Raw genomic sequence first — 12825 nt, 5'->3', positions numbered from 1 at the left:
CAGCACCAACCCCCTCGCTCCCCCGACTGTTGTCCTACCTACCCTTCAGGACGGGACAATGTTCACCCTCTTCACAAGATCCGGGCCTTCCTGTACTTCCAAGATGTTGCACGTTGATCCGCCCCTGTTCCCCCACAGAGGACCATGACTGCTCCCACTGTCCTCATCTCGGATGATGAGCCCCTTGTCGTGTCCGCACTCGCCCGGGAGGCCAAGCGCTCCGGCCTCGTCTGCGTGTCAGACACCACCTCCGAACATGTGCTGGAGCTGGCCCGCAAACACCGGCCCGCGGTCATCATCCTGGACATCAATCAGCACCAGGACGGACGGGACCTGCTCGCGCAGCTGAAGAAGGACCCCGTCACCCGCGACTGCAAGGTCATCATGCTCAGCGGCGTGGAGGATCAATTCACCCGCCACGTGTGCTTCGAGCTGGGCGCCGACGACTACGAAGTGAAGCCGTGCGACCCCACCTTCATGACCCGCATCGCCCGCATGGCCGCCGCCGCCGTGCGCCCTCCCGCTTCGCCCGAAGCCGCCTGACTCACGACGGGCGCAGCGAACGGATGGCCTGCGCGTAGTCCTTCGCGCCAAACACGTAGCTGCCCGCCACCAGCACCGTCGCCCCCGCGTCCACCACGCGCTTCGCCGTCTGCGCGTTGATGCCGCCGTCCACCTCGATGTCCACGTCCTTCAGCCCCCGCGCGTCCAACATCGCGCGCAGCCGGCGGACCTTGTCCACCGTGGACTCGATGAACGACTGCCCGCCGAACCCCGGGTTCACGCTCATCAAGAGCACCATGTCCACGTCCCCCAGCACCTCTTCAATCGCGGACAGCGACGTGCCCGGGTTCAACACCACCGCCGGCTTCGCTCCCGCCTGACGGATGGATTGCAGCGTGCGGTGCAGATGCGGGCTCGCCTCCTGGTGCACCGTCAGCACGTCCGCGCCCGCCTTCACGAACGCCTCCACGTACTTCTCCGGCTCCACAATCATCAGGTGCACGTCCAGCGGCTTCGTCGCCACCCGCTTGATGGCCTCCACGATGACCGGACCCAACGTGAGGTTGGGCACAAACCTGCCATCCATGACATCCACGTGAATCCAATCCGCGCCGGCGGCCTCGATGGCGCGGACCTCTTCACCCAGGCGGCTGAAATCACAGGAGAGCAGCGACGGAGAGATGCGGACAGGGCGGGTCATGGCGGCGCTTCATAACCGCTTCCGGTGGCCCCTGGTACCGTCGCCCGGCAGGACAGGGTGCTTGCGGACACAGGTGGACCTGGCAGGTGGGGGGGCCGGGCGGCCAACACATCCTGCGTGCTACAACCTGGCGAGCCCGCGGCCATCCGCCGCATCCCACGGAGCCCGCCCCGGTGCTTCCCCAGTCCGTGCCCGCCTCCCCCAACCTTTCCCGCCGGCTCGCGAAGCTGACGTCCATCCTGGATGTCGCCAAGGCGATGAGCGCCGAGCGCGACCTCGACCTGCTGCTGCCCCTCATCCTCTATGAGGCCACCAAGGTCGTGGAGTCGGACCGCTGCTCGCTCTTCATCCTGGACCGCGAGCGCGAGGAGCTCTGGAGCAAGGTGGCCCAGGGCTCCAAGAACGAAATCCGTCTCCCCATGGGCAGCGGCATCGCCGGCCAGGTCGCCCATACCGGCGCCGTCATCAACATCCCCGACGCCTACGCCGACGCCCGCTTCAACAGCAGCTTCGACATCTCCAGCGGCTACCGCACCCACACCATCCTCTGCGTCCCCATGCGCGACGCCAATGGAGAGGTGACGGGCGTCATCCAGGCCCTCAACAAGCGCGGCGGGCAGGTGTTCGACGAGGAGGACGAGGAGCTGCTGCTCGCCCTGGGCGCCCAGGCCGCCGGCGCGATCGAGAACGCCCTCCTCCATGAGGAAATCAACCGCCTCTTCGAGGGCTTCGTCTCCGCGTCCGTCGTCGCCATCGAAGCGCGCGACCCCTCCACCGCGGGCCACTCCGGCCGCGTCGCGGACCTCACCGTGTCCCTGGCCCAGGCGCTGGAGCACCGCGCCACCGGCCCCTATGCCCAGACGCGCTTCACCGCCGTGGAGCTGCAGGAGCTGCGGTACGCGTCGCTGCTGCACGACTTCGGCAAGGTGGGCGTGCGCGAGAACGTGCTCGTCAAGGCGGAGAAGCTGTATCCGCATGAGCTGGAGGCGCTCAGCGCCCGCTTCCAACTGGCTCGCAAGGATTTGCAGCTGCAGAGCTCCCGTCGCCGGCTTGCCTCCGTGGAGGTCCGCGGCCTGTCCGCCCTGCCCTCCATCCATCAGGAGGAGGACGCGCGGCTCGGCCAGGAGCTGGCCCAGCTGGATGAGGTGATGGGCTTCCTGCTCACCTGCAACAAGCCCACGGTGCTCGCGCAGGGCAACTTCGAGCGGCTGCTGGAGCTGGGCAAGCTCACGTTCACCGACGCGCATGACCATGGGAAGCCGCTGCTGCTGCCCCATGAAATCCAATCCCTCTCCATCACCCGCGGCACCCTCTCCCCGGAGGAGCGCCGCGAAATCGAGAGCCACGTCGACCACACGTACCGCTTCCTGTCGCAGATTCCGTGGACTCGCGCGCTGCGCCGCGTGCCGGAGATTGCCTACGCGCACCATGAGAAGCTGGACGGCACGGGCTACCCCCGCGCCGTCCCGGAGATTCCGGTGCAGTCCCGGATGATGTCCATCTGCGACATCTACGACGCGCTCACCGCGAGCGACCGGCCCTACAAGAAGGCCGTGCCTCACACGCTCGCGTTGGACATCCTCAAGAAGGAGGCGGGGTCCGGACAGCTCGACAAGGACCTCTTCACCATCTTCGTCGAGGCGGAGATTCCCCGCCGGGCTCTCAAGAAGAGCCCGGCGTAGGGCCCTGCATCAGGCGCTGATGGTGTGCAGCCGGAGGCTGTTGATCTTCCCCGGCTGGCCCACCGGCGCGCCGAACACCACCACGATGCGGTCGCCCCTGCGAGCGAGGCCCCGCGACACCAGCTCCTCCTCCACGCGGCGGAGCATGGTCTCCGTCTCCTGGATGGGCTCCAGCACGCGCGGCACCACACCCCAGAGCAGCGACAGGCGGCGGCGCACCTCCTGGTTCGGGCTGAACGCGACAATCGGCACCGTGGGCCGGTAGTGCGCGAGCAGCCGCGCCGTCACGCCGGACAGCGTGAAGGCCGCGATGAGCGTGGCGCCGCTGGCCTTGGCCGCCTCGCACGCCACGCGCGCGATGACGTCCGGGAAGTGCAGCGGCAGGCCCAGCGGGGCCTCAATCTGGCGCGGCAGGAGCTGCGCGCGGGAGGAGGATTCCGCCGCCAGGATGATGCGCTCCATCATCTGCACGGAGTCCAGGGGGAACTTGCCGCTCGCCGTCTCACCCGAGAGCATCAGCGCGTCCGCGCCGTCGTACACGGCGTTGGCCACGTCGCTGGCCTCCGCGCGCGTGGGACGCGGGTTGTCGATCATCGAGTTGAGCATCTGCGTGGCCACGATGACGGGCAGGCCGCGCAGGTTGGAGCGCCGGATGATGTCCTTCTGGACGGCGGGCACTTCTTCCGGGGGAATCTCCACGCCCAGGTCGCCTCGGGCCACCATCACGCCGTCCGTCTTGTCGAGGATGGCGTCCAGGCGCGCGATGGCCTCCGGCTTCTCCAGCTTGGAGATGATGGGCACCGTGCGGCCCACCTCCGCCATGGCCTGGCGCGCGGAGTCCAGGTCGGACGGCTGACGCACGAAGGACAGCGCGATGTAGTCCACGCCCGCCTTGAGGCCGAAGATGAGGTCCTCGCGGTCCTTGGGCGTGAGCGCGTCCGCGCGCACCGCCACGCCGGGCAGGTTGATGCCCTTGTTGTTCTTCAGGATGCCGCCGTGAATCACTTCCGTCTTGATGAGCTGCTTCTTGTCCGTCTCCACGACGCGCAGCTCCAGGAGGCCGTCATCCAGGAGGATGCGGTCGCCCGGGTTCACGTCCGCCGCCAGGTGCGGGTACGTGGTGGACACGATTTCGTCCGTGCCCTTCACCGTCTCGTCGGTGGTGATGTGGAAGGTGGCGCCGTGCTTCAGCTCCGTGCTGCCGGTGACGAAGCGGCCGGTGCGAATCTTGGGGCCCTGCAGGTCGCCCAGGATGCCCACCGCCTTGCGCACCTTCAGCGAGGCCGCGCGCAGCATGTCGATGTTCGCCTGATGCTGCTCGTGGCTGCCGTGGGAGAAGTTGAGCCGGGCCACGTCCATGCCGGCCTCCAGCAGCGCTTCCAACATCTCCGGGGTCTGACTGGCGGGACCGAGGGTGCAGACAATCTTTGCTCGTCGCATATGAGGCCGAACATCCGGCCCCAGCGCGTTTCGGTCAAGGAGTCACGGAGCGCGACCGAGCAGGTAAACCAGTAAATGTCCAGGCCGCTCGGCGTGCGCTCAACCGCGCAGCAGCGTGCCCAGGTTCTCTCGCTCCCAACGCAGCGCGGCGGCGTAGTGCGGGTACGTGCGCTCGCGCTCGCGGAAGGCGCGCGGGTGGTGCACGCGGCGCCCGGTGCGATTGCTGCTGGGGAACAGCTGGTGGAGCATCTCGTGGAAGACGATGAACTCCACGAAGAAGGCGGGCACGTCCGGCTTGTCCAGCGCGGGGTGGATGCGGATTTCGCGCGTCTGGTGGTCGTAGACGCCCAGGCGGATGGACTTGCGGCGGCGGCGCGGCGGCATGCGGCCCCAGCCGATGCGGGCCTGGATGGCGTTCTGGAAGTAGGCCTCGTTGACGCCATTGTAGAGCGCGCGCAGGTCGAAGCAGCGGCCGAGCGGGTTCAGCTCCGCGTCGGATTCCCGGCGCAGCTGGCGGATGAGCGGCTGCTGGCCCCGGATGTACTCGTCCAGGAGGGCGCCCGCGGCGCGGTGCCCCCGGCCCGCGTAGTCCGCCACCGCGCGCACGATGACTTCGGGCGCGTCCAGGAACATGTGGTGCAGCCGCAGCTGGAGCACCTGCGAGCCGCGGCGGAAGGACACCATGGTGGAGCGGTTGTCCGTCACGGCCAGGCGCACCGGCATGCCCAGGTTCGCGCTCAACCGCCACGCGAGCGACTCCGCGCGCGACCAGAGCTCCTCACGCGACGCGGTGAGGACGCGCGGCGCTTCCTCCACGACGCGGTTGCGCGGCGGCAGCGGCGCGGGACCTTCCGGCACGCGCTGCGCGGAAGCGGCGGCGCGTTCCGCGGACGAGCCACGGGGGAACAGGGACATCTGGCGGAAGGCTTCGGGCGTCACGCGGGGGGCATCGTACCCGGCACTTCCCGAACCTCAAGGCCAGGGGATGGATGCCCGTCCGCCTGTCGACCGGGCCCACACGCCGCGCGTGACACCCCGGGTTGAATTCGTCCCAGAGGCATTGTCCTTCAGGACAGGCTGCCCGGGTCGCCATGGCGCGACTTGAGCAGCCGCTCCAGCCGCTCCGGCTCCATGCGCACCACGAAGGTCTTCTCCCGGGCATACGTCACCTGCCCGGGGGCAGCGCCCTTCAGCTTGCGCACGAACTTCACCGGCATGTAGCTCACCTCGCCGCGAGGTTCGCCCTTGGCCCCCGAGTGGTGCAGCGCGAGGTGCGCCGCGTCCAGGAGCACCTCCTGCGCCACCTCCGCGTTCTTCTCCACCGGCACCACCACGTGACTGCCCGGCAATCCCCGCGCGTGCAGCCAGAGGTGCCACGGACGGGCCACCTTGAAGGTGAGCTGGTCGTTGTCCTCCGCGCCGCGCCCCACCCAGATGCGCGCGCCGCCATGGCCCACGTACTCCTTGAAGGGGAGGCCTCCCTTCGGACCCTCTTCCCCCTGGGTCACCTGGAGCACTTCCACCTGCGCGAGCAGCGCGGCGTCATCCATGGCTTCAATCTGGCTGAGCGCCGTCTGCGCGTGGGCGACCTCTCGCGCGAGCTCCGCCTCGCGGTGGCGGGCCTGCTCCACGCCGCGCAGCAGGCGCCGGTACTGGTGGAAGTGCCAGTCCGCCTCCTCCTTCGGGGTGCGCTTCGGGTCCAGCTTCACCTGGATCTCCTCCACGCCCGCCTCCGTATAGGAGGTGAGCGTCACCTGGGACGCGCCGCGCTTGAGCCGGTGCAGGTTCTGCGCGAGCAGCTCGCCCACTTCGCGGTGCTTCTCCGCCTCCGGGCCGCGCTGGGCCTCCGCGCGCACCTTCTCCAATGTGCGCGAGGAGCGCTTCAGCCTCGCCCGGTACGGCTGCGCGAGCCGGCGGCGGATGGTGTCCGCGCGGCTGGTGCGGTCCTTCTGTCCGAGCACCCGCTCGGCGGCCTGCAGCCTGGGCAGCGTGTCGTCTTCCTTCGGCTCCAGGCGTGAAGGCTGCGCGCGGCCCTTCGCCAGCGCCTCCGCGGACACGGGCTCCGGTGGCGACCACTGCGCTCCGGGATAGAGGTTGCGCCTGGGGCCGAAGCCTTCGCCGGAGAGCATCAGCACCCGGTTGTTGTCGCTGAGGAGCAGCAGTCCCCCGGGCGCGCCCACCTCCATCACCAGCCGGCGGCGCACGCCTTCGCGATCGAACTCCAGGATGATGGCGCGGCTCTCCTCCAGGTAGCGCGCGGCCTGGAGCTTGAAGCCGGTGAGCTCCTGGCGCAGCCAACGCTGGAAGGGAGCGGGCTCGCCTGGCGTGGGGAAGCGGTCCTCCGCGACGGACAGGCGCGACAGCTCGCCTTCGGCGCAGAGGCACAGCACGACCGATCTGCCCGGGACGCGCAGCTCCACGTAGGCCAGGCGGGGAAGCGGGCACCACGCCTTCTGGGCCACCGCGCCCACCAGCCGGGCCGCGGCCTCCGCCACGACCTCACCGAACTCCACCGGACGCAGCGACATGGGGGCCCCTCCCGGGCGGACACACGAGGAGACGTAAACCCCTGGCCCGCAAAAGAAAAACGGCCCGGCGGGTTTCGCCGAGCCGTTCACCGGACGTCAACGGACGCCCGAAATGACACCGCTACTTCAGGCTTCCGGGGTCGACGGGGCCGCGGGGGTCGCGGCCTTCCGGCGGGAAGCGGTCTTCTTCTTGGCGGCCTTCTTGGCGGCCGGCTTCTTCGCGACGGCCTTCTTGGCCGTACCGCGCTTGGCGGCAGGGGCCTTGCGGGCGGTCTTCTTCGTCGCGGTCTTCTTCGTCGCGGCCTTCTTCGCGGTCTTCTTCTTCGCGGCCATCGGAATCCTCCGTTCAGTGTTGAGGCCCGCGAGGACGCGAGCCCTGCACCCACTTCGAACTGAACGTGAGTGCTTGAAATGAATGGTACGGGCGACATGCCAGTGTGTCAACGCATGGTGATGTATTGCAGTGCGCGGCGAGGCCGATTTTTGGCCTCCGGGCGCTTCGAACCGTTCGTGGCGGTCATTTCGGGGGTCCGACGCGTCGCGCGCGAGGCCGAATTTCCGGCTCCGGACGCACTTCGAGGGTCCGCGCTCCGGCGCTGGATGTCCGCTGCCGTGCATCCGGCGCGCGCGCATCGCATCGCTTCCCGTCGTGGAGGCGGCGGCCTACGGTGCGCGCCCGAATGAGCTCCGCCGCGCTGACCTTCCCCTCGTCCTTCACCTTCGGCGTCGCCACTTCCGCGTACCAGGTGGAGGGCGGCATCGAGAACGACTGGGCCGAGTGGGAGCGGCTGGGGAAGTTGAAGGAGCCCCATGCGAGATGCGGCATCGCGGTGGACCACTGGCGCCGCTACGCGGAGGACTACGCCCTGGCGAAGGCGGTGGGGGCCACGGCGTTCCGGCTGTCGCTGGAGTGGGCGCGAATCGAGCCCGAGCGCGGCCGGTTCGATGGCGCGGTGCTGGAGGGCTACCGCGAGCGGCTCTTGAAGCTGCGCGCGATGGGCCTGCGGCCGGTGGTGACGCTCCATCACTTCACCCACCCCACGTGGTTCCACGCGTCCACGCCCTGGCACCTTCCGGAGAGCCTGGAGGCCTTCCGCCAGTACGTGCGCCGGTGCGCGCCCCTGCTGGAGGGGCTGGACGCGCTCGTCATCTCCTTCAACGAACCGATGGTCCTCTTGTTGGGCGGCTACCTTCAGGGCCTGATGCCGCCGGGCATCGCGGACGGGGCGAAGACGATGGCCGCGCTCGGGAACATGGTGCGCGCGCACGTCATCGCTCGGGAAGAGCTGGGCCAGCACCTGGGCCGGGTGGAGCTGGGCATCTCCCAGAACATGCTCGCGTTCGCGCCGGACCGCTGGTGGCATCCCCTGGACCGCTCGCTGGTGAGGCTGGCGGCCCCGGCCTACAACCACGCGTTCCACGAGGCCCTGTCGTCCGGCCACCTGCGCGTGTTCATGCCGGGCGTGGCGTCCACGGACGTGCGCATCGAGGGGGCGCGCGACTCCGTGGAGTTCGTGGGCGTCAACTACTACACGCGCGCGCACCTGCGCTTCATGCCGCGCCCGCCCTTCATCGACTTCAAGTACCGCGACCCGGACGGGCGCGGGCTCACCGACATCGGGTGGGAGCAGCGGCCCGAGGGCTTCCTCCAGCTCCTTCAGGAGGTGAAGCGCTACGGCAAGCCGGTGTGGGTCACGGAGAACGGCATCGACGACCGCAAGGGGACGGTGCGGCCGGAGTACCTCCACGCGCACCTGCGCCAGGTGTTGGCCGCGCGCGAGGCCGGCGTGGACGTGCAGGGCTACCTTTATTGGAGCCTGCTGGACAACTTCGAGTGGTTGGAGGGCTGGGGCCCGCGCTTCGGCCTCTACCACGTCGACTTCGACACGCTGGAGCGCCGCCCCACCCCGGCCTGCGACTACTTCCGCGCCGTGGCCACCGGGCGCGTGCTGGTGCCGCCCACGGCTCAGCCCAGCGCCGCGCGGTAGTCCACCTCCGGCTCCTCCAGAGGTGCCGTGGGGTCCGTGTCCGCGCCCGCGAAGAAGCGGCGCACGCTGTCCTCCACCGCCTCCGGCGAGTCCAGCCCGTTCACCTCCGAGCGGAAGTGCGCCGCGCCCTTGAGGCCGTGGGCGTACCAGGCCAGGTGCCGGCGGAAGGAGCGCACCGCGCTCAAGGGCTCCCCGACGAACTCCGCGTGGGCCCGGACGTGCTCCAGCACCAGCTCACAGCGCTCCTCCGGCGTGGCGGGCGGGCCGCCCGAAAGTTCGCGGAAGAGCCACGGGTTGCCCAGGGCGCCCCGGCCAATCATCACGAAGTCGCAGCCGGTGCTGTCCAGCATGCGGTGGGCGTCCGCCACCGTCTTCACGTCCCCGTTGCCCATGATGGGCAGCTCCGGGAAGTGGCGCTTCAGGTCCGCGATGTGGGCCCAGTTCGCCTGCCCCGAGTAGCCCTGCTCGCGCGTGCGAGGGTGCAGGGCGAGCCCCGCGCACCCCGCCTCCTGCAGCGCCTCCGCCACCTTCAGATAGTTGAGCGTGCGCGCGTCCCAGCCCGAGCGGATTTTACAGGTGACGGGCAGGCCGGTGGCTTCACGGATGGCGCGGACGATGTCGGCGGCGCGGGGCACGTCGCACAAGAGGCCGCTGCCGGCGCCGTTGCGCACCACCTTCTTCACCGGGCAGCCCATGTTGATGTCGATGACCTGCGCGCCCGCTGCCTTGCCCACCTGCGCGGCCTGGGCCATGGCCTCCGGCTCGCCTCCGAAAATCTGGAGCGAGTAGGGCTTCTCCACGGCCGGGTCGTAGCGCAGGTACTTGAGCGTGCGCTGGTTCTGGCGCATCAGGCCCTGCGCGCTGACCAGCTCCGTGGGGCAGAGGGCCGCGCCCAGCCGGAAGGCGATGACGCGGAAGGGGCGCTCGCTCACGCCGGCCATGGGCGCGAGGATGTAGGGGTTGGGGAGCGTGTAGGGACCCAGCTTCAGCATGGCGGAAGACACCCTATAACCCGGAGGGGAACAGAAGCGCGCGGGCCATGAGAACGGCCCTGCGCGAGTGGGGCCCAACGATTAAGGTCCCCCTCCATGTTCCGTTTTCGGCTCGGGAGCGTCCCCGTCCACGTCCACACGAGTCACCTGCTCTTCTCCGCGGTGTTCGCCTACCAGTCCCTGCCCCTGCCGGGCCGGCACTCGGGTGCCGGGTGGCTGGGGGACCAGCTGGCCGACGCCGCGTCGCCTGGGCACATGGGCGCGGTGGTGACCTACGTGCTGGCGTGGATGTTCATCGTCTTCGTGTCCGTGCTCGTCCATGAGCTGGGGCACGCGGTGGCCTTCCGCTTCTTTGGATACCAGCCGAGCGTGGACCTGGTGTTCATGGGCGGCGTGACGCGGCCCAACACGGACGCGCCCCTGCCCTGGCACAAGGACGTGGTGAGCAGCTTCGCGGGCCCGCTGGCGGGGCTGGCGCTGGGCGTCCTGTGCTGGGCGGTGCTGATGCAGGTGCGGGGCCGCTCGGAGGTGGCGGACTTCTTCCTGAGCAACTTCTTCTTCGCCAACATGGTGTGGGCGGTGCTGAACCTGCTGCCGGTGCCGCCCCTGGATGGCGGGCACATCAGCACGGCGCTGGCGACGCGGATGTTCGGGCGGCGGGGCTTCATCGTGTCGCACGTGCTGGCGCTGGGCCTGTGCGTGGGCCTGGTGCTGCTGAGCATCAAGAGCGGGGCCCTGTTCATGGGCGTCCTCTTCGCCATGTTCGGCTTCCAGGCGTTCCGCGTGCTGACGGACGTGATGCGCGTGCGCAACGAGGCGAAGGAGGAGGAGGGCCCCAACGCCCAGGCCCTGCGCGAGGCGCAGCAGGCGCTGCGCGAGGACCGGCTGGACGACGCGTGGCGGCAGGGCAACCGGGTGCTGGAGACGGAGGGCCTGTCCCCGGGGCTCACCAGCCGGACCCACTACCTGCTGGGCTGGGTGGCGCTGAAGCAGGGCCACGGGCGGCCCGCGCTGGACCACTTCTCCCAGGTGCAGGGCCAGCCGGTGGAGATGCACGCGGTGGCGGCGGCGTTCTCCCTGGTGGGGGATGACGCTCGGGCGGTGGGCTACTGGAAGCAGGCGTGGGGCGAGTCGCAGGACCGCACCGTGATGCACGAGTACGCGGGCGCGCTCATCCGCCTGGGCCAGGTGAACGAGGCGCTGCGGCTGCCTGGCGTGGACCCGGCGGCCGCGTTCCGGTGCGCGGAGCGGGCGCTGTTCATCCGGGGCGCCTATTCGGAGGCCGCGGCGGTGGGCGAGGCGGCGCTGAAGCACGTACCGGACCCGGGCATCGCGTACGACGCGGCCTGCGCCTTCGCGCGCGCGGGCAACGTGGCGGACGCGGTGCGGCTGCTTCAGCGGGCGGAAGGCCTGGGCTTCAAGGACGCGGCCTACGCCTCCTCCGATGAGGACCTGGCGCACCTGCACGGCCACCCCGCCTTCGAGGAGTGGCTGGCCCGGCTGCGGCCGGCCGCCTCGTCTTGACGGGGGCGACTTTCTCCCGCTCGGCGCCTTCCGGGCCCTAAAGTCCGCGCCCGTCCCGTGAGCCCTCCGTCCCCTCCCGTGAAACCTGGTGCCGAGCCCGTGCGTACCGGAGACATGCCGGCATCTCCGGGAGCTTCCGGCGACTCGGACGAGGTGTTGATGGAGCGGTTCTGCCAGGGGGACGCGCAGGCGTTCGACGCGCTCTTCCAGCGCTACGCGCGCCCCGTCCAGGGCTACCTGGCGCGCCTCACCGGCAGCCCCGCCACCGCCGAGGACCTGGCCCAGCTCACCTTCCTGTCCCTGGTGCGCGCGCGGGGCCGCTATCAGGCCGGGGCCCGCGTCCGGCCCTGGCTGTACGCCATCGCCACCAACGCCGCGCGCGACCATGCGCGCCGCCACCGCCGCCCGGAGGACCTCACGCCGGAGGGCGAGCTGCCCCTCACCGCGGTGGCGGACACGCCGGAGCCTCGCGACGCGGGTCTGGAGCGCGCGGTGCAACGCGCCCTGGCGCAGCTTCCCGAAGGCCAGCGGCTGCCCATCCTCATGCACCGCTTCGAGGGCATGGGCTTCGCCGAAATCGCCGAGGCCCTGGGCCTCACCGAGAGCGCGGTGAAGGTCCGCGCCCACCGGGGCTACGCGCGCCTGCGCGAGCTGCTCGCCCCTCTTCAGCAGGAGACTTCACGATGACGCCCGAGTGCGAACGCGTCCTCGACCAACTGGACGGCCCGTTGCCTCCGGACCTGGCTTCGCACGCGGCCGGGTGCGCGGACTGCCGGGCCCTGATGGAGGGCTTCCAGGTGCTGGCGCCCCCCGCCTCCGCTCCGCCCCCTGTCCTTATTAATGATGCGAGGCTCGAACAGACGCGGCGCCAGTCGCTGACGGAGCTGGCGGCGCACCCCAAGCCCACGCCGTGGTGGAAGGAGGTGGCGGTGCTGCTCGCCGCCTATCTGGGCGTGGGCGCGGTGGGGCTGCTCTGGGTGGGCCGGCACGGGATGATGCTCAACTCCGCGTCGCCGCTGGCGGTGGCGCTCGTGGCGCTGCTCATCGTCGTGGGCGTGGGCGGCGGCGCGATGGTGGCCCTGGCTCCGAGGCAGCGCGCCTGGCCCTTCACGCTCGTGGCCGTGGGCGCGCTCGTCGTGGCGCTGGCGCAGCTGAGCGGACGCTCGGGCGTCCAGGTGCGGCCGTTCCTCGCGGGCACCCTGGGGTGCATGGGCGCGGAGGTGGTGCTGTCCGTGGTGCCGCTGGCCCTGGCGCTCGTCCTGCTGTGCCGCTCCGCCTTCCAGCCCGTGCGGGCGCTGGCGGCGGGCCTGTCCTCCGCGGGTGTGAGTCTGCTGATACTTCACGTGCACTGCCCGGACGGCAGCGCGGGCCACCTGATGCTGGGCCACGTGCTGCCGTGGTTCGTGCTGGCGGGCGTGGCGGTGTTCATCCGCTCGCGCCTGCCGTCCCGCTCGTTCGCGCCTTGAG

12 protein-coding genes are annotated in these 12825 nt (G+C 70.3%); 6 read left to right on the top strand and 6 right to left on the bottom strand.

The window, feature by feature from the left end:
- Positions 1-144 precede the first annotated feature (144 nt).
- Positions 145-543, top strand: coding sequence for a two-component system response regulator (locus tag D7Y15_RS24585; protein ID WP_120577602.1), 399 nt, complete (start codon positions 145-147; stop codon positions 541-543).
- A gap of 1 nt (position 544) precedes the next feature.
- Here the strand turns inward: D7Y15_RS24585 and rpe are convergent, their stop codons facing one another.
- The gene (rpe, locus tag D7Y15_RS24580; protein WP_120577601.1) at positions 545-1204 is read right to left on the bottom strand and encodes a ribulose-phosphate 3-epimerase; all 660 of its coding nucleotides are present in this window, start codon (positions 1202-1204) and stop codon (positions 545-547) included.
- A gap of 173 nt (positions 1205-1377) precedes the next feature.
- On the opposite strand from rpe, the gene D7Y15_RS24575 reads away from it, so the two are divergent.
- The gene (locus D7Y15_RS24575; protein ID WP_121754114.1) at positions 1378-2886 is read left to right on the top strand and encodes an HD family phosphohydrolase; all 1509 of its coding nucleotides are present in this window, start codon (positions 1378-1380) and stop codon (positions 2884-2886) included.
- A 9-nt stretch (positions 2887-2895) separates the two neighbouring features.
- Here D7Y15_RS24575 and pyk read toward each other — a convergent pair whose 3' ends face one another.
- The 4 genes from pyk to D7Y15_RS24555 form a co-directional block, all read right to left on the bottom strand.
- Complete coding sequence (gene pyk / locus D7Y15_RS24570) at positions 2896-4326, bottom strand: pyruvate kinase (RefSeq protein WP_120577599.1); 1431 nt, start codon at positions 4324-4326, stop codon at positions 2896-2898.
- Between the two features lie 99 nt (positions 4327-4425).
- Positions 4426-5241 carry a hypothetical protein gene (locus D7Y15_RS24565; RefSeq protein WP_120577607.1) on the bottom strand — a complete coding sequence of 272 codons (816 nt, stop codon included), beginning with the start codon at positions 5239-5241 and terminating at the stop codon, positions 4426-4428.
- A gap of 152 nt (positions 5242-5393) precedes the next feature.
- On the bottom strand, positions 5394-6854 hold the full coding sequence (locus tag D7Y15_RS24560) for an NFACT RNA binding domain-containing protein (protein WP_121754113.1): 1461 nt from the start codon (positions 6852-6854) through the stop codon (positions 5394-5396).
- Between the two features lie 126 nt (positions 6855-6980).
- Positions 6981-7187 (bottom strand): excinuclease ABC subunit A, encoded by a 207-nt coding sequence (locus D7Y15_RS24555; protein ID WP_120577597.1) that lies wholly within the window; start codon positions 7185-7187, stop codon positions 6981-6983.
- 347 nt (positions 7188-7534) lie between these two features.
- Between D7Y15_RS24555 and D7Y15_RS24550 the strand changes: the two genes are divergently transcribed.
- On the top strand, positions 7535-8842 hold the full coding sequence (locus tag D7Y15_RS24550; RefSeq protein WP_120577596.1) for a glycoside hydrolase family 1 protein: 1308 nt from the start codon (positions 7535-7537) through the stop codon (positions 8840-8842).
- On the opposite strand, the gene dusB is transcribed toward D7Y15_RS24550, so the two are convergent.
- Positions 8821-9834 (bottom strand): tRNA dihydrouridine synthase DusB, encoded by a 1014-nt coding sequence (gene dusB / locus D7Y15_RS24545; RefSeq protein ID WP_121754112.1) that lies wholly within the window; start codon positions 9832-9834, stop codon positions 8821-8823. The two genes, D7Y15_RS24550 and dusB, sit on opposite strands and share 22 nt — an antisense overlap.
- Before the next feature lie 96 nt (positions 9835-9930).
- Between dusB and D7Y15_RS24540 the strand changes: the two genes are divergently transcribed.
- The 3 genes from D7Y15_RS24540 to D7Y15_RS24530 all read left to right on the top strand — a co-directional run bounded on the left by D7Y15_RS24540 (position 9931) and on the right by D7Y15_RS24530 (position 12824).
- On the top strand, positions 9931-11358 hold the full coding sequence (locus D7Y15_RS24540) for a site-2 protease family protein (protein ID WP_120577594.1): 1428 nt from the start codon (positions 9931-9933) through the stop codon (positions 11356-11358).
- A gap of 114 nt (positions 11359-11472) precedes the next feature.
- Positions 11473-12045: an RNA polymerase sigma factor gene (locus D7Y15_RS24535; protein ID WP_167548695.1), complete on the top strand. Its 573-nt coding sequence runs from the start codon at positions 11473-11475 to the stop codon at positions 12043-12045.
- Entirely contained in the window at positions 12042-12824 is a 783-nt protein-coding gene (locus tag D7Y15_RS24530) for an NrsF family protein (RefSeq protein ID WP_121754111.1), read from the top strand. Before D7Y15_RS24535 ends, D7Y15_RS24530 begins: the two co-directional genes overlap by 4 nt.
- Position 12825 lies beyond the last annotated feature (1 nt).

It is taken from the genome of Corallococcus sp. AB030, from assembly GCF_003668965.1.
Taxonomy (GTDB): domain Bacteria; phylum Myxococcota; class Myxococcia; order Myxococcales; family Myxococcaceae; genus Corallococcus; species Corallococcus exiguus.
Note: the sequence above shows the minus strand (reverse complement) of the source record. Positions and strands in the feature narration are given on the sequence as shown.